The sequence below is a fragment of the Candidatus Nealsonbacteria bacterium genome, assembly GCA_026396195.1.
Classification (GTDB): Bacteria; Patescibacteriota; Minisyncoccia; order Minisyncoccales; family JAGGXC01; genus JAPLXH01.
The window spans coordinates 1-16667 of the sequence record JAPLXH010000011.1 but is presented as its reverse complement, the minus strand read 5'-3'; the positions used below and the strand labels follow the sequence as shown (position 1 = coordinate 16667).

Here is a 16667-nt window from a genome sequence, read left to right as displayed (position 1 = left end):
GGATACGGAAAGTATCCTCTCTATTTAGAATTCTAAAGATATTGCGGTGGCTTCCGGATAATCTTCATGACTTGAATCTTTGTTCTTTTCTGCAATTTTGCGGGTAGTTTCAAGAATTAAATCTAGTCCCCCTTTTTGATAAAGATCAATTATTCTTTTTGACATAACTATTGGGTTGCGCGTCCACTCAAATGGAACAAGTCCGTCAGAAAAAATAATCAAAAGCTTTATTGTTTCTATGGGTATTGTAAACTCCTGAAGAAAATCTTTAAACCATGGTTGACCATTGATAATCGAAAAGCCCTTAATGGCATTTATGTTTTTGCGTCGGTCTTCAATGAGATGCGGCCGGAATTCTTCCCACATTTTTTGCCGATTTCCTTTGTGTTTTATCATCAACTCTGCAATCATGAAAGTTTGCCTTTCTTCATAGTCAAAAATTAAATTTGGGGTTCCTCCAATGGTTCCATCTTTCATTTGCCACACTGCGAGAGTGTCGCCTCCTTGGACAATTTCGATTTTTTGATCATCTACGCTGGCTATGGCAAAAGTGGCAGATGGAAGAAACTCCGACATATGAAGAGATAAACCGTTTTCCTGACTTAACCGGCGGATTATGTCGTTTGCGCGATCAAGGACTCTTTTTAATGGTTCTTTCGTCAAAACATCATTAAAAGCATAAGAGATAGCCCAAGACGCTAATTGACCGCCTGTTTTTTCATTGAATAATTTCGGTCCTTCGTCAGGAGTATAAACTCCACTTATTCCATCGCTTACTCCAAAATATTTAGGAGGATTGAAAACAATTCCATCTTCCGATACTTTTGCACTTCCTTGATCACCTAGAGCTTTTATTTGTATCTTTATTTTTTCTATCTTCTCACTTCCTATTCAATTTTTAATATTCAAACTATAACATAATAATTTATCTTTTGTCAATAAAAAATCCCCTCACCTTCTTTGTGTTAGATGAGGGTTAATTATTTTCGCTTACTTTTTTTGGTACTTTTATTTCCCTTAACGGATTCGCTGGAGTTATTACTTTTACGGCGCGACCTCTGTATTTAAAATATTTTTTGCATTGATTACAATATAATTTATTGTTCAAATGAATCAGTACTTGATTATGTTTTTCGCAAATAAGAGAATCCGTTTCTATTATTTCTTCACTTTCCCTTTCTTTTGGTTTTTCTTTCATTTTTTATTATTCACCTCCCACAGATCATTTTTAATTTTTAAAAAGTTCTGCTTCTTTTATTAAACATTTTTCAAAAGCCTTGTCAACCTCCCCAGCCAACCTTACTTTAAAGAAAAAAGCACTTATTTGCATAAGTGCTTGTAGAGATTTATTCTTATTTGTTTCGGAATTTCCGCTATTTGAACGAGAGGGTTATTATTATTCCCATCTATTCTTAGTAGGTGCTTTTCGCAACTGCAAACATAGTTTCCCTTTTCCGTCGGCAAAGGCTTGCAACAAGAAGGTATCTTTTCTAACACTTCTTCAAGGTTGGCCTTTTTACCGTTATGACGTAAGTCATAGTAGTCACAAGTAAGTTTAAGCCGTGGTATCTCTATTTGTCGTATAATTATCTTTGCCGATTTTCCATCTTGATTGCACCTGAACGAAATACGCTCGTCTAGTTTTTTAAAACCTTTAATTTCTTCCATGTCTTTCGTTTCCTCCATTTTCCCATATTATTTTAAAATGAGCTATTAAAACAGTATAACAATAAAAATAAAAAAAGGAAATAAAATTCTTTATTTTATTAAGTTTCCGTCCCTGTCTATTTCTCCCTTGAATATTCTGGTGCTGGAAATCGGTTTCTTGTCTTTAGCCAAAATAAAATCTATTTCAATGATTTCAATTGGTTCTTTGTTTATTTTTCGGCGCTCTTTATTAATTAAAACCGCCGCTTGATTGGTTTCCGGCGAAACTATTATATAATCAAAGTTTTCCGTTAAGGTGGGCCCAAACATATCTTCTATTTTTCCTATCCTGTAATAATTTTTAAAATTTTTTGAGATAAATCTTTTCAGTTCTTTTTTTCTACGTTCAAAATCCTGAACCTGTCTTTTTTTTGTTCGTAGCGCCATTTCGTTTGAAGTAAGCCCGATAAAAACTTCACCCAAACCGAAAGCTCTGCTCAGAAATGCTTCGTGTCCTTTATGTAAAATATCAAAAGTTCCGCCAATAACCACTTTTTTATTTATTTTTTTCATATATTTTATTCTATCAGATTAATTAAATAAAAAAATGGGACAGATTAAATCCCATTTAATTTAAGGTTGTGGCCTATAAACCAATTGATGTCTTCGTTGAGTACTTTTTTCCCCAAAGAATAAGGGGCTTTTTCATGCACCATGTTGGTAAAGCTTTCTTTGCAAAAACGACATTTTTTAAGATGTTTTGAAACTTGAACCATTTGTTCTGTTGTCAGTTTTGCGCCGTAATAGCCCTCAATCATTTTTTTTATTGATTCACAATCCATTATTTTTAACCTCCTTTTTTAATTATTTAAAAGTTTTAAAAGTTCTTCTTTCAGATTTCCGAACCCGGCTTTATCAAAATTTTAATTATTTATTTAATTTAAAAAAAATTGACACTATTGTCAAATTTAAAAATTTCATCATGGCCGGGATAAATCATCATTTTGGGTTTTATGATTTTCGATAGCCTTTTTAAAGATTCTTCCAATTCAATCTGAGAACCGCCCTCAAAATCAGTCCGGCCGTAACCTTCTTTGAATAAAGTGTCGCCGGTTAAGATAAAACCTTGGCCCAACAAACAAATACTTCCTTGGCTGTGGCCTGGAGTATGAATAACTCTTAAAACTTCGTTCCCTATTTTAATTTCGTCATTTTCTTTTAAAAAAACATCTGCTTTAAAATCCAAAAAACCTCTTTCCTTTCCATGGATTAAAATTTTAACAAAATTGAACTCTTTTTTTATGTCTTTATTGGCCAAAGTGTGGTCGGGATGATAATGGGTATTGATGATAAACTTAGGTTTAGCTTCCATTGATCTGATTTCTTTTATAATTTTAAAGGGTTCAGCTCCCGGATCTATAATTGCGATTTCTTTTTTTGAAATTAAAAAATAACAATTTGTTTCCAAGGGTCCCACTTTTAAACATTTAATTTGCATGTTTAAATTGCATTAAAAATCGCCAAAAGAAATCGGCGATTTTTAATTAATTTAATTTATTTGTTTTCCCAGTACTCGTCAGCATCTTCTTCCAGCTGGCTAAGGCGAATATAATAGTCCGGAAACTCGTTTAAATGAGCCAGGGCTATCTTTCCCGTTATTAAAGGATCGTCATTCGTTACATTGGTACGCGGATCCTTTAAGCCGTGTTCTAATTCCACGTCCATGCCTCTTCTGAATTGCTCTATGTCAAATTTATTCCATTTTATTCCCAGGGTTTCACCTATTTTTTTTGCCTCTTCCGTTGAAAAATTATTTTTCGCCATAATATTTTTTATTATAACTTATTTTAATAAATCAAACTTATAGTTTATTTCGATGAATCAAGGCTATGCCTTATTTCATCGAATCAAACCTCTGGTTTATTTTAGTAATTCATTGAATTTTTCTATATAGGACTTGGTACTCGTGGGAATATCTTTTCTTATTTCTTCTTTTTCTTTTTCAAGTTCCCTTTCAATTATGGGTTTTTCTTTTTCAATGGTGTTTCCCAATAAAGCCCTGATTTTGTCTAACAATAAATTAATTTTTGGTTTTAAAAAAGAATACCAAAAATTATGCAACTTTTCGCCAAAGAAATTGTTCCAAAAATTTTTGACCCAGCCCCACATTTTTTGCCAAATCGGTAAAATTTCATTTTTCCACATTCCTTTTATGATGGCGGGTATTTTTTCTATTATCACTTTTATTGCTTTTTCAAAAAAGCCCTTCGATTCCTCTATTGTTTTTGGTTGAGTTAATTCAGCCTTTACTCCGTTCGAAATTAAAAACGGAAAAACAGAAATAATTATTAAAAAAAATAGAAAAAATCCGACTTGTTTTTTTTGCATATCAATTAAATAATTTTTTTGCTTGAGCCAATCTTTTCAGCACCGTTTTTTTGCCGAGAATTTCGGCAATTTCAAAAGGTCCCGCCGAAGCTCGCTTCCCGCTTAAAGCGGCCCTCAAGGGCCAAAGCATTCTTCCCCTGTCTTTCTGTTCTTGGGCCAAAGGCATTATTTTAGCTTCCAAATCTAATTTTAAAAACTTGTTTTCTTCAATTTCCAAAAATATTATTTCTAACCTGGAAATCATTTCTTTAAGTTCTTGGTCGGTCATTGTCTTCCATTGTAATAGGCTTTTTTCAATTTTTACCTCTTTAAAGAAAAAATCGGTAAATTCAACGATTTCCGACAATTTTTTTAATCTTTCCTGATAAATAACCATTATTTTTTTTAACCAATCAAAACTTATTATTTCTTTTGTTTCTTTAATCCTGAATTTATTGGCTTCAAAAAGTTTTAATCCGTTAGAGTGGTTTAATTCATTTGTTTTGCCGAAATTATTTTCAATTTCTTCAATCAAGCCGGCTTCAATCAAATAAGGAAGACAAAGTTCCGTTATTTTTTCAGCTGTTTTTTGGCGAAGATAAAATCCATTCAGCCATTCCAATCTTTGAAGGTTAAAAATAGCTCCTCCTTTTTGACATCCTTCCAAAGAAAAATCTTTAATTAAAGCCGGCAAAGAATAAACTTCTCTGTCTGTTCCCGGATTCCAGCCCAAAAAAGCGATGGCATTTATTAAAGCTTCTGGTAAATAGCCCTCTTTTCGATATTCACCCACCGACACTGCTCCGTGTCTTTTGCTCAGCTTGCTGCGGTCGGGTCCTAAAACCAAAGCCAAATGGGCATATTGAGGAGATGGAAATCCCAAGGTTTCCTGCAAAGCGATTTGTTTTGGAGTATTGGATATATGGTCTTCTCCCCTTATGATGTGAGAAAATTTCATTTCATAATCATCAATCGCCGCCGCTAAATTATAAAAAGGGTTTTCTTCGTCTTTAGCAATTGCCATATCTCCTATCAGCCCCAAGTCAACCTCTATTTTTCCCCTGATTAAATCATCGAAAGCTATTTTTTTAGCCGGCATTTTCAATCTGATAATATAGGGTTTTTTTTCGTCCAGATATTTTTTAACGGTTTCCTGAGGCAGGTCGCGGCACTTTCCCGAATAACTTGAAGGTTGGCCGATTGACATTAAGTACTGTCTTTGGGTTTCCAGGTCTTCCTCGGAGCAAAAACAATAATAAGCCTTGCCTTCCTCCAACAGTTTTTTAATGTATTTTTTATAGATTTCTTTTCTTTGACTTTGTCGATAAGGGCCGTATTCTCCTTTATATTTTATCTTATTTTCTTCAACAGGTCCTTCGTCCCATTCTATTCCAAGCCATTTGAGTTGGGTTATTATGTCTTTATCAAAAACATCTTTTGACCTTTCCAAATCGGTATCTTCAATCCTTAAAATAAACTTGCCCCCGTTTTTTCTGGCAAAAAGGAAATTAAAAAGAGCGTTTCTGGCGCTGCCTAAATGCAAAAATCCGGTCGGCGAAGGCGCGTTCCTGACCCTGATTTGTTCGGGTTTTTTTTGTTTTTTACTTCTGGGCATAGTTATTGATAAAGATAATCTATAATGTATTTTGCTATTTCCATTGCAGCGTTCGGTTTTGCAAAATTTTCCGCGGCTTTTTTCATAATTTCCTGTTCGCTCGGGCTTTGAATTATGTTTTTTATTATTTGTAAAAAGAAACTGGAGCTTAAATTATTTTCTTCAACCACTACCGTAGCTTTATTTTTTGCGTAAGCGTAAGCATTTTTAACCTGATGATTTTGCGCAGAATTTGATAAAGGAATCAAGATAGAAGGTTTTTTACAAGCGGCAATTTCAAAAATAGTACCCGATCCGGCGCGAGAAATAATCAGATCGGAAACAGCATAAGCGTATTTTAATTCGGTTTCTTTTAAGAAAGGATAAGGATGGTAGTACTTCTTCATGTTTTCTTTTATCATGACCTCGGCTTCCTTTACAACCTGTTTGAAATTTAAGGGTCCTACTTGGTGAATTAATTCAAAATCAGTCAGCATTTGAGGCAAAGCGTTCAGAACGGCGTCGTTTATTTTTTGAGCTCCTTGAGAACCGCCGATGATAAAAATTACAGGTTTTTCAAAAGTTAAATTGAAAATTTTCTTTGCGTTTTCAGCGGAACCGTCCAATAATTCTTTTCTAACCGGGTTTCCAACCAAAGAAACTTTTTCAGGTTTTGAAATTTTAATTTCAGTTTCAGGAAAAGAAAGAAATATTTTAGAGGCATATTTATTAAACAGTCTGTTGGATAGTCCCGGAATAACGTCCGATTCATGGATAAAAATAGGAATTTTTAAAAGCCTGGCCGCCAGCATAACCGGAACAGCTCCGTAACCGCCCTTACTGAAAATAGCATCGGGAGCCAAAAAATACAGTAAAAAGAAAGACTGAAAAGTCCCGATAAAATTTTTAAAAATATCAATAAAATTTCTGAAAAAAGCGCCAAAACCCCCATATCTTCTAATTTTTCCGGCCAATATACTTTTAATTGTAATTTGTTCTTGGGCAAGCACTCTTTCCAAATCCAAGCTTAAGTAATCTTTGGGACCGATGTAAAAAAGGTCTATTTTTCTTTTTTTCTTAGAATCTTTATTTATTTGAGCCTGAAGTCCGCCGAGCTCTCTGGTGACGGCAATAATGGGAAAGAAATGCCCTCCTGTTCCGCCGCCGGTAAAAACTAATTTCATATTTTTATTTTTAAAATTGTTTAGAAATATTTATTATTTTTAAATTCGTTTAGAAATATTTATTATTTTTAAGATTTTTTAGAAATGTTTAATAATATTCCGACTCCAGTCAACTCAGCCACCGTGGCCGATCCGCCATAACTTAAAAAGGGCAGGGGTATTCCGGCTAAAGGAAAAATACCAACCATTCCGGCGATGTTAAGGAAAGCCTGAAGCGTTATCCAACAGGTAATTCCAAAAGCCGCGAGCTTTAGAAAGGAATTATCTGCTCTATTTGCAATTTTAAACCCTTGTCTTAAAAAAAGCAAAAACAAAAAGATTAAAAAAGCGCTTATAATGAATCCCAGTTCTTCGGCGTATATGGCAAAAATTGAATCTGACATTGTTTCGGGCAAAAACCCGAATTTCTGACGGCTCAAACCCAATCCCAGCCCTTTCCATCCGCCCGACCCAATGGTAATTAAAATTTGCCTTGCATGCCATCCTTTTCCCATTGAATCCGCCAATTCCGGATTTAAAAAACCTAAAAAACGATCCAACCGGTATGGAGCGAAAAAAATAAAAATAGATAAAATCAAAGCCCCCATCAGTAAAATAAGAAAAATTTGTTTAATGGGAGCCCCGGATAAAAAATACATTAAAAAAGCGGTGATACAAATTATTACCAAGGTGCTCAAATCGGGCTGCTTGATTAACAAAATAATTATCGGTAATAAAATAACCAGAAATACCAAAAGATTTTTTGACAAAAGCCGATTTTCTTTTTTTGAAGAAAAATCGGACCTGCTTTTTAACCAGCTTGCCAGATAAAGAATAAAGCTAATCTTAAGTAATTCCGAAGGCTGGAAAGTAATCGGTCCAAAACTAAACCATCTGCTCGCTCCCTTCGCGCTGGATTGGAAGAACGGCACAAAAACTAATATCAAAAAAAATAAACTTACTAAGAAAAGAGGCAAAATCAATTTTTCCAGGGTTTCTCTTTTAATTTTTAAAAAAAATAAAAGAGAAAGAAGTCCGGGAAGGATGCCGAATAAAATTTGGTGTTTTAAATAATAACTGCTGATTCCAACTTTTTCTTGGGACAAGGAAGCTGAAGCGCTAGCTAAAACTAAAATTGCCAAAAACAACAAAAATCCAACGATTCCCATCAAAAAATAATCGATTTTTGGCTTTATGCCCATTTTTTTACGTATTTTTTAAAAAGATTCCCTTTTTCTTTGTAATCCTTGAAAATACTGAAACTGGAAGAGGCGGTAGAGAGAAGGCAAATTTTACCTTTGTCTGTGTTTGAATAGGCCAATTTTACGGCTTCTTCCATGCTGTTTACAAAAAAACTTTCCAGTGATTTTTTCTTTTTTTCTTTTTCAGCCTCTTTTTGTATCGCTTCCCAGATTCGACTTCCGGTTGTGGGAAATAAAATTACATTTTGAATCTTGCTTTTTAATATTTTTTTAGCCAATTCGGTAAAATCAAGATTTCTTTCAAAGCCGCCGAGAAGTATGGTTTGAACGTCGTTTCCCAGAGTTTCCATCGCAACGATTGTTGCTTCAGGAATGGTAGCGATAGCATCGTCATAGAATTTTATTTCTTTATAGCATCCTATGAATTCCAAGCGGTGAGGCAGGGCTTTAAATGTTTTTATCGCTTTGGCGAAAATCTCATCGGAAACGTTAAAAATTTTGGAAACTGCAATCGCGGCTCTAATATTTTCCAGATTAAATTTTCCCATTAAAGGAATATCCTTTGTTTTTATTATCTTTTCGATGTTTATTGTGTTAAATGGAATTTTTTTGGCTTTAGATTTTTTCGCAAGGTCGTTAATCAGTTTTTGTTTTTTATTGAAGACAAAGTAATCGTTTTTGGTCTGAAATTTGGTTATATTTGTTTTTGCCTCAAAATAATCTTTAAAGCCGGGGTAATAATCCAAGTGTTCAGGATAAATGTTTAAAAATACGGCAATTTTGGGGCTTTTTCTGATATTTAATAATTGATGACTGGATAACTCATTCACGAAAATATCGTTTTTTTTCGCCTTTAACAGCAAAGAAAGAACCGGCTTTCCTATATTTCCCACCAAATGAACCTTAAAATTGGCTATTTTTAAAATATGATAAATTAAAGAAGTAGTTGTGCTTTTTCCCTTGGTGCCTGTTATCCCAATAATTTTACAAGGGCAATTTTCTAAAAAAATCTTGGTTTGAGAAGTTAAAACTTTGCCTTTTTTTTGAGCATTTTTAATCTCAGGCAAAAAAAACGAAATCCCCGGCGATTTTATAATAATATCGTATTTGTTAAGGTTTTTAAGATAATCTTTTCCGAGGTCTAACCTGATATTTTTATCTTTTTTGATTAATTTTTGAGTTTTTTGGTCAAAAATTTTAAATTCCGTCCTATCCCCTATTGTCAGAATTTTTTGCGGAAAAAATTTTCTTAAAAAAAATAAACTGTCCTTTCCTTCCATGCCAAAACCCAAAATTAATATTTTTTTATCTTTAAAATTGTTAAAATTCATTTTTTGATTATTTTATCGTGTTTTAGGGGTTAGTTATACTTGATTCGTCCTTGATTTCATCATTTTTTAAACATTCAGCCTGGGACTCTTCCAATCCTTTTTGAGTTTCGCTTAATAAAATAGAGGTGCAATCGTATTTTTCTTTATTATTTTCTTTTGCGTTGCAACTCTCTATGGCTTTTTCAAAAACCTCAGAATAGGCCTCTTTTGCCGTGTTTAAGCAATCGGCCAATGATATTTCTTTAGATTCTTCTTTTTGTTTATCTTCTGTTTCGTTTTTAATTTTGTTTTCAATTGTCCCTTGGCTTAATTTTAATTGTTCGAATTCTTTTTGCTGTTCCAATTTTTCTTTTTCAATTGTTGGAAGGAAAAAAACATAATAATAAAGAACGGAAAAGCTTAGCAATAAAGCTGAAACAATAAAAGCAACTTTTAGGGTTTTTTGGCAATCAAAATTTATTTTTAATTTTTGAGGTTTAATTTCTTTCCTTTCTATTTTCTTTTTCTTTTTTACCGGTATTTTTTTAATTTTTTTGATTTTTTTCTTCATTTTATTGATTATCTGTTATCTCCGCTGCCCGATATTTTACCTCTTTCTTGCCTGGAGCTTAATTTTTCAATGTTAAATAAAGCCACTTCTTCCAATGACAGGTTCAACTCAGTGGCGATTTGAGATAGATACCACAAAACATCTCCCAGTTCTTTTTTTAATTCCTCTTTTCTTTTTTCGTCAAAAACGCCATTATTGTCTCTGATTACTTTTTTAACTTTCTCGGCCACCTCTCCTGATTCTCCGGCCAGCCCCAAGGTGGGATAAATAAAATTTTTATCCTTATTGGGATAAATAGCGGTTTTTCTTGAAAGTTTTTGATATTCTTTAAAATCCATAATTTTAATGATAATTTTATTTATTCTATTCAATTATAACTTAATTATTATTTTCTTTATATATAAGCTGTCCGCAGGCCCCCTTGATATCCTCTCCAAATCGATACCTCTGGACAAATTGCACTCTCCTGCTTTCCAATATTTTTTTAAATTTATTAACTTTTTCAGGCAAAGACTGCTTAAAAACACCGGTTGGATTGTATAAAATCAAATTTAAAAAATAAAGCGGCTTTTTCATCAGTTTTGCCAATTCCAAAGCGCATTTTTCAGAATCATTTAAACCTTTAATCAAAAGATACTCAAACATAACTTTTCTTTTTGTTTTTTTAATATAAAGGTCAATTGCTTTAAAAATAACCCCTAGTGGATACTTTTTGTTTATGGGCATAATCTTTGTTCTCAATTCATCGTTTGGAGCGTGTAAGGAAACAGCCAGGTTTATTTGAAGGCCTTGTTTTGATAATTTTTCAATTCCTTCAACTATACCCGCCGTGGAAATTGAAATGTGTCTAGCCCCGATATTAAAAAAATTTTTATCGTTTAAGATTTTTATTGCTTTTAAAACGTTATCATAGTTTAAAAACGGCTCCCCCATTCCCATAAAAACAACGCTATTTACTCTTTTTGCTTCTTTTTTTAAATAACGGTTAAAAAATAAAACCTGTTCTGTAATTTCCCAAGAATTCAAGTTTCTTTTAAATCCAATTTTACCCGTGGCGCAGAACTGACAAGCCAAAGGGCATCCCACCTGGCAAGAAACACAAACAGTATTACGGCCATCTTGATGGCGCATTAAAATAGTTTCGATTTTGAAACCGTCTTTCAGCTCAATCACCGACTTTATTGAATTTTTATCTTTAGACTCTAAAAAATCAGCTTTTATAAAAAGAGGAAATTCTTTGTTTAGTCTTTCTCTTAATTCTAAAGGAAAAACGCTTAACGCTTGCCAGTCTTGGATTAATCGGTTAAAAATAGCTTCTTTGGCCTGTTTAAACCTGTATTCAGGCCCATCTTTTAAAATTTTTTCCAAATTATCAATGTTCATCTATGTTAAAAATTAATTTATCTCCGATCTCAAGGTTTATTTTATCTGAAACCCCTCCGCTTATTTCCAAAACATATTTTGATTCTTTGTCCGGCACTATAGATTTGCAATTGTTTTCAAAACAGGGTGGTGTATTTTTACTCATAAAAACTATTTCTTTTTCTTCGTTTAACCAAATTATGTCCAAAGGGATTAAAGTATTTTTCATCCAAAAAGGATATATTTTTTCTTTATCAAAAACAAAAAGCATCCCGCTGTCAGGGTTTAGTTCTTTTTTAAACATCAACCCCCTTTTCAGTTCTTCGTCGGTTTTAGCCAATTCTACGAAAAAACAATGCTCTTTAAAAAAAATTTTGTTCTCCGGCTTGCTTGGATTTTTATTGAATAGTGTTAAGAATAAAAACATTGAAAAAATTAAAATAAAAATTATAAAAACAATCATTTTTTTCATAAAAATCTTCTATTCATTATGACGGCTTTCTCGCCCTAAGAAAAGAGGGCAAAGGGTCTTTGAGAAAGACAACAATAAAAAACAGGGTGAAATTCCACCCTTTTTTATTCTATTTTTTTCAAAAACTTTTTTTCAATTTCTTTTCTCAATTTATGTTCTTTGTTGTTTTGTCCTTTTTCGTTTTTAAATTTCAAGTGCTTGATTTTTGAATTAAAAATATCTTTTCTTTTACCCATTTTTTCCCTCCTTTTTTATGTATTTAGGTAAAATTTCTTTTTCAAAATATCGCAAAAGAACCGGCAATTTTTTAATTTTTTTATCTTTTTTCCAGCTTAAATAAATGGCAACCAAGCTTTCTTCTTTTGTTCCAACGCATTCAAAGGGCTTGGTTCTATTTTTTTCTATTAAATCTTTCATCAAAGACAGCAGTTCTTTTTTTTCAAAAAGATCCTGGCCAAAAATTTTACGAAGTTCCGGTTTGTCCAAAAAAGGATACAGGGTTAAATAAACAAAAAAACATTTCGGGCATTTGCCGCACCATCTTTTTTTCGCTTCAAGGGAACCGGCTGAGTTCATCCTCATGCCGGCGTTGCAGCTAGAAAAAACAGGGAAATACTTTGAATATTTTGTAAACATTTTTGAAATTTCAAGTTCATTGTATTTTCTTAAAAAACTGAAATAATTTATATCTTTGACTAAATATTTTCTTGCGTATTTTTTAAACATTTCTTCAAATTCAGAACTTTTTGCCCATTGATGGTTGATTGTAACCCCCAAATATTTAACATTTCCTTCGTCGCAACTCTTTTCATTTGAAAAAGCGATGTTTTTATAATCAAAAATAACAGCGCAAAATAAAGATACGAAAGATAAAACGCTCGTAAAGGGAGTATGGCCATTCAAGAAACCCCTTTTGTTTAACTCTAAAAGTTTTTTATCAATTTCCCTTTTAACTATAATTTGTTTTTTAATTTTGGAAACTTTTACGGTTTTTTGAATTTTTTCTATCGGGTTTACCGTAAATAGGGAAATTTCTTTTTGCCGGCCAATGGATTGTTTTTTTAGCGTTTCCAAAGTGACAATTGAATCTCGGCCTCCGGCGAATGGCACCAAATGCCTGTTTTTAAGTTTAATTTTAAAGGATTCTGGATTTTCGGGCCTTAAAGATGAAATTTTTAGAAAATTTTTATTTTTCCAGTTAATTTTGTTTTCATAAAAAAACTGGCCCAAACCCTTGATTATTAAATTTTTCCACCAATTAATTTGTTCTTTATCCAGCTCCCCCGCTTTAATTTCAATTTGAGGAGAACAGGTTGACTTCCAATAACTGGGCATTTCTATCAGTCCCAAATGAAAAACCAAGTTATCGATAATTTTTTTATCGATATTCAAAAATCTCTTTTTATCAATATTTTTTATGGTTAAGCCGGGTTTAAAATAAATATCGGGCTCAATAAAAAAATTGAAGAAAATTTTTAAATCTTCTCCGGTTATTTTATAAGCATATCCCGAATAAACAAACTTTTTATATTTTTTTCTTAATAAATCAATCCTATTCATTTTTTTATCCCAATAACTTTATAACCACTCCTATTAACGCTAAAACCACGCCTATTATCCAAAATCTCATTGTTACTTTATAAGAAGGCCAGCCTAAAGCTTCAAAATGGTGATGGATAGGAGTGGAAAGGAAAATTTTTTTCTTTCTTATTTTTTTTGATAACAATTGTAAAATTACCGAACCTGATTCCATAACCAGAAGACCGGCTATTATCGGCAGAACCATTACTGAATTGGTTAAAAAAGCAACCACCGCCATCGTAGAAGTCAACCCCAGAATGCCGGTTTCTCCCATGTAAAATCTGGCCGGCGGGATATTAAACCACAAAAAAGCAAAAAGAGTTCCGGAAATTACCGCACAAAAAGCCGATAAATCTATTTTGTCTTGAGCAAAAGAAATGATGGCGAAAGCGCCAAAAATTGAAGCAAAAACGCCTCCGGCCAAGCCATCTAATCCGTCAATTATTCCGCTGGACCAGGAAGCGACCATAACCAAGACAAACATAGGAATATATAAAATTCCGATGGAAAAATCGCCCAAAAAGGGAATGTGAATTGTGTCCCAGCCCAGTTTTGCAAAAAACCACCAACCCCCGACAGCTCCTATTAAGGCCACCACTGAAAGCCGGCTCTTGAAGGCCAATCCCCCGCCGATATATTTTCCCTTGCCGAAAGCAAAGTCAATAATTTTTTTAATTCCTTTAACAATTTTTGATCTTGGACTTTCTGAATTTTGATGATAACAAACTTGCAAAATATCATCAGACAGTCCGACAAGGGAAGCCGTAATTAAAGTAAACAAAGGCAACCAAGTTTCTCCCCTTGAAAGAAAATTTAAATTTTTTAGCCAAACATTATCTGATATTTTGGAAATCAACCAAAACAAAAAAATAACTGAAAGCGTAGTAACCCAAATCAAAAAACCGCCGAAGCGCGGGGTGTTTACTTCCTTTTCTTTATGAAGATTGTAAAAAAATGTCGCTTCTTCTCCGGTAATTGTTAATTTTCTTGCTTCTTTTTTCCAAAGCTTATGTTTATAAAGAAAATTAATCAAGAGGGGCGCCCATAAAACAGCAAAAAACGCAGCCGTGGCTGCCAAGCTTAATAATTTTATTACGTTAAAATTCAAAGGCATATTATTTATTAATTGCCTCGATTATTTTTTTCATTTCTTCAAATCTTGTTTCCTGGGATTTAGCTCCTAAAATTAAACTGATCAAGTAATCCCCCTCTTTTTCCTTTAAAACTAAAATTATGCATCCGCCGGCTTCTTCGGTAAATCCAGTTTTCCCGCCAACAATTTCCAAACCGTTTTGACCCAATAATTTATTGGTGTTCTCGGGAATAAAATGATGAATGGTTCCATCCGGCTTTAAAACCTCATGAGACTTCTTCTGGGTGATATCTAAAATATCGGGATGTTTCTTGATTATATACTGAACCAATTTTAACAGGTCTTGGGCCGTGGAATAATTTTCTTGGCCGTCCAGACCCGTGGGATTTACAAAATTGGTATTTTCCATTTCTAAATTTTGGGCTTCCAGATTCATTAACTCTACAAAACCCTTTTCTCCGACAAAGTTTTCCGCTCCCACCATTTTTCCTTCAGCTATCGCCCAGGCAGCGTCGTTGGAGGATTCAATAAGCACGCTATGCAAAAGTTCATTTAAAGAAAGCTCATCTCCTGTTTTAAAGTCACCGGTTTGTTCTTCTTGATTAATTGCTTCTTCGCTTACAATCATGATTTGCTCGGGCCTGTAAAGTTCTTTAGCCACCAAAGCGGTCATTAACTTGGTCAAAGAAGCAATCGGTCTTTTTTCGTAAATATTTTTTTGGAAAATAATCTTACCTTCCCCGCTTTCGGGCATTAAAAAAGAAATGGCCGAAGTCGCCTCAATTTCCAAGTTTTTTATTTCCGGATATTTTTCAACAACTTGATTAATTAATTTTGTCTCGGGACTTATATTTATTTGAGCTAAAAATAATTTAGGATTTTTACTGACTTCATTGAAATAATAAACTTCTTCCAAGTTTTGATAAAGCAAATTCACTCCCCACCAGCCGGCGAAACTAATCAGAAAAATAATTAAAAACTTGGAAGTTTTGGACATAATTTATTTTTTCTCTTTTTTTGTTTTTTTACCTTTTATTTTATTTTTTTCTTCAGTCAAAGAAAGTCTCAGGTCTATTCTTTCCATGTCTCTCGGAAAAAAACTGGCTTCCCTGAGATTTTCCAAATTTAAAAATTGTTTCACGATTCTTTCGGCTCCAAAAGCAAAACCGCCTTCAGGGGGCATGCCGTATTTAAATGCCTGCAGATAAAAATCAAAGTCCTTTGGGTTGTTTCCCCATTTTTTGATATTTTCCCTCAACTTTTCATAATCATTTATTCTTTGTCCCCCGCTGGCGATTTCCAAACCCTTAAATAGTATATCAAAGCTTAACGTATAATTTTCATTTTCCGGGTCCGGATAAGTATAAAAAGGGCGTTTTTTAGTCGGATAGTGAGTTATAAAAACAAAATCAGAATTATATTTTTCTTTGGCAAAGTTACAAATTTCTTTTTCGTCGCCGGGCTCCAAATCAGGTTCTTGCCTGTTATCTCTTTTGGTTCTTTCAAAAATTATTCCTTGAGCTTCTCTCATTTTTATTCTGGGAATTTTTTCCCCAATTTGAGGAATTTCGGCTTTCAAAACCCTGAGTTCATTTTTATAATTTTTTTGGATATTTAAAACAATATTTTTAATTATTGTTTCGCAAGCATCCATTAAATCCTGCCAAGAATCGATAAATCCCATTTCAGCGTCCAAGCTGGTTGATTCAGAAAGATGACGAGTTGTTATACTGGGCTCTGCTCTCAAAATATTCGTTACGGTAAAAACTCTTTCAAGGGCTCCCACCAGTATTTGTTTGTAAAGTTGAGGGCTTTGGGCTAAATAAGCGTCTTTATCGTAATAATCAATATGAAATACGGCGGCGCCCCCCTCGGCGTTTGCCGGAACAATTGTCGGAGCTTCAAATTCATAAAAACCCAAAGTTTTGAGCGTGTTTCTGAAACTATTTATCACTCCTTCTCTTATCTTAAAAATAGCCCTGACTTTTTCATTTCTCAGGGTTATGGGCCTGTAATCTAAAAGAGTCGGAAGAGTTGCTTTTAAATCGCGAATATCAAAAGGAAGAACTTGGGCCCTTGCCAAAATTTTAATACTTTTTGCGCTTAATTCCACGCTGCCCGTTTCAATTTCCGGATTTATCATTTTTACAGGTCTCTTTTGTATCGTTCCCTCAATTTCAACGGCATATTCCAGGCCAACGCCTTCGGCAATTTCTGGTTTTGAAACTATCTGTAAAATCCCCGAAAAATCCCTTAAATCAAAAAAAACTATTTTCCCGTGATCTCTCCGCGAATTTATCCAGCC

At 33.5% G+C, this 16667-nt stretch carries 21 protein-coding genes; all 21 read right to left on the bottom strand.

Annotation, left to right across the window (positions count from 1 at the left end; all coding sequences use genetic code 11):
- Positions 1-24: 24 nt before the first annotated feature.
- Entirely contained in the window at positions 25-663 is a 639-nt protein-coding gene (locus NTU58_03970; GenBank protein ID MCX6764825.1) for a hypothetical protein, read from the bottom strand.
- Between the two features lie 313 nt (positions 664-976).
- On the bottom strand, positions 977-1198 hold the full coding sequence (locus tag NTU58_03965) for a hypothetical protein (protein ID MCX6764824.1): 222 nt from the start codon (positions 1196-1198) through the stop codon (positions 977-979).
- A gap of 122 nt (positions 1199-1320) precedes the next feature.
- A complete protein-coding gene (locus NTU58_03960; GenBank protein ID MCX6764823.1) occupies positions 1321-1686 on the bottom strand; it encodes a hypothetical protein in 366 nt (121 codons plus the stop codon).
- 72 nt (positions 1687-1758) lie between these two features.
- The gene (locus NTU58_03955; GenBank protein MCX6764822.1) at positions 1759-2220 is read right to left on the bottom strand and encodes a phosphopantetheine adenylyltransferase; all 462 of its coding nucleotides are present in this window, start codon (positions 2218-2220) and stop codon (positions 1759-1761) included.
- A gap of 44 nt (positions 2221-2264) precedes the next feature.
- A complete protein-coding gene (locus NTU58_03950; protein MCX6764821.1) occupies positions 2265-2489 on the bottom strand; it encodes a hypothetical protein in 225 nt (74 codons plus the stop codon).
- A gap of 98 nt (positions 2490-2587) precedes the next feature.
- Positions 2588-3145 carry an MBL fold metallo-hydrolase gene (locus tag NTU58_03945; protein ID MCX6764820.1) on the bottom strand — a complete coding sequence of 186 codons (558 nt, stop codon included), beginning with the start codon at positions 3143-3145 and terminating at the stop codon, positions 2588-2590.
- Positions 3146-3201: 56 nt separating this feature from the next.
- Entirely contained in the window at positions 3202-3471 is a 270-nt protein-coding gene (locus NTU58_03940) for a hypothetical protein (protein ID MCX6764819.1), read from the bottom strand.
- A gap of 96 nt (positions 3472-3567) precedes the next feature.
- The gene (locus NTU58_03935; protein ID MCX6764818.1) at positions 3568-4035 is read right to left on the bottom strand and encodes a hypothetical protein; all 468 of its coding nucleotides are present in this window, start codon (positions 4033-4035) and stop codon (positions 3568-3570) included.
- Between the two features lies 1 nt (position 4036).
- Positions 4037-5629 (bottom strand): glutamate--tRNA ligase, encoded by a 1593-nt coding sequence (gltX, locus tag NTU58_03930; GenBank protein MCX6764817.1) that lies wholly within the window; start codon positions 5627-5629, stop codon positions 4037-4039.
- Positions 5630-5631: 2 nt separating this feature from the next.
- Positions 5632-6792, bottom strand: a complete 1161-nt coding sequence (gene murG, locus NTU58_03925; protein MCX6764816.1) for an undecaprenyldiphospho-muramoylpentapeptide beta-N-acetylglucosaminyltransferase — start codon at positions 6790-6792, stop codon at positions 5632-5634.
- 68 nt (positions 6793-6860) lie between these two features.
- Entirely contained in the window at positions 6861-7973 is a 1113-nt protein-coding gene (locus NTU58_03920) for an FtsW/RodA/SpoVE family cell cycle protein (GenBank protein ID MCX6764815.1), read from the bottom strand.
- Positions 7964-9304 (bottom strand): UDP-N-acetylmuramoyl-L-alanine--D-glutamate ligase, encoded by a 1341-nt coding sequence (gene murD / locus NTU58_03915; GenBank protein MCX6764814.1) that lies wholly within the window; start codon positions 9302-9304, stop codon positions 7964-7966. The genes NTU58_03920 and murD overlap by 10 nt, the downstream gene beginning before the upstream one ends.
- Before the next feature lie 22 nt (positions 9305-9326).
- Positions 9327-9854: a hypothetical protein gene (locus NTU58_03910; protein ID MCX6764813.1), complete on the bottom strand. Its 528-nt coding sequence runs from the start codon at positions 9852-9854 to the stop codon at positions 9327-9329.
- An 8-nt stretch (positions 9855-9862) separates the two neighbouring features.
- Positions 9863-10192 carry a nucleoside triphosphate pyrophosphohydrolase family protein gene (locus NTU58_03905; GenBank protein MCX6764812.1) on the bottom strand — a complete coding sequence of 110 codons (330 nt, stop codon included), beginning with the start codon at positions 10190-10192 and terminating at the stop codon, positions 9863-9865.
- A 40-nt stretch (positions 10193-10232) separates the two neighbouring features.
- Entirely contained in the window at positions 10233-11237 is a 1005-nt protein-coding gene (gene rlmN / locus NTU58_03900; protein MCX6764811.1) for a 23S rRNA (adenine(2503)-C(2))-methyltransferase RlmN, read from the bottom strand.
- A complete protein-coding gene (locus NTU58_03895) occupies positions 11227-11688 on the bottom strand; it encodes a DUF192 domain-containing protein (protein ID MCX6764810.1) in 462 nt (153 codons plus the stop codon). The genes rlmN and NTU58_03895 overlap by 11 nt, the downstream gene beginning before the upstream one ends.
- A 104-nt stretch (positions 11689-11792) precedes the next feature.
- On the bottom strand, positions 11793-11924 hold the full coding sequence (locus NTU58_03890) for a hypothetical protein (GenBank protein MCX6764809.1): 132 nt from the start codon (positions 11922-11924) through the stop codon (positions 11793-11795).
- Entirely contained in the window at positions 11917-13248 is a 1332-nt protein-coding gene (locus tag NTU58_03885; protein ID MCX6764808.1) for a hypothetical protein, read from the bottom strand. Before NTU58_03885 ends, NTU58_03890 begins: the two co-directional genes overlap by 8 nt.
- A gap of 4 nt (positions 13249-13252) precedes the next feature.
- Positions 13253-14383 (bottom strand): hypothetical protein, encoded by a 1131-nt coding sequence (locus tag NTU58_03880; protein ID MCX6764807.1) that lies wholly within the window; start codon positions 14381-14383, stop codon positions 13253-13255.
- Between the two features lies 1 nt (position 14384).
- Positions 14385-15359, bottom strand: coding sequence for a serine hydrolase (locus NTU58_03875; GenBank protein ID MCX6764806.1), 975 nt, complete (start codon positions 15357-15359; stop codon positions 14385-14387).
- A 3-nt stretch (positions 15360-15362) separates the two neighbouring features.
- Positions 15363-16667 (bottom strand): aspartate--tRNA(Asn) ligase (gene aspS, locus NTU58_03870; protein ID MCX6764805.1); only part of this gene is annotated, 1305 nt, incomplete at its 5' end.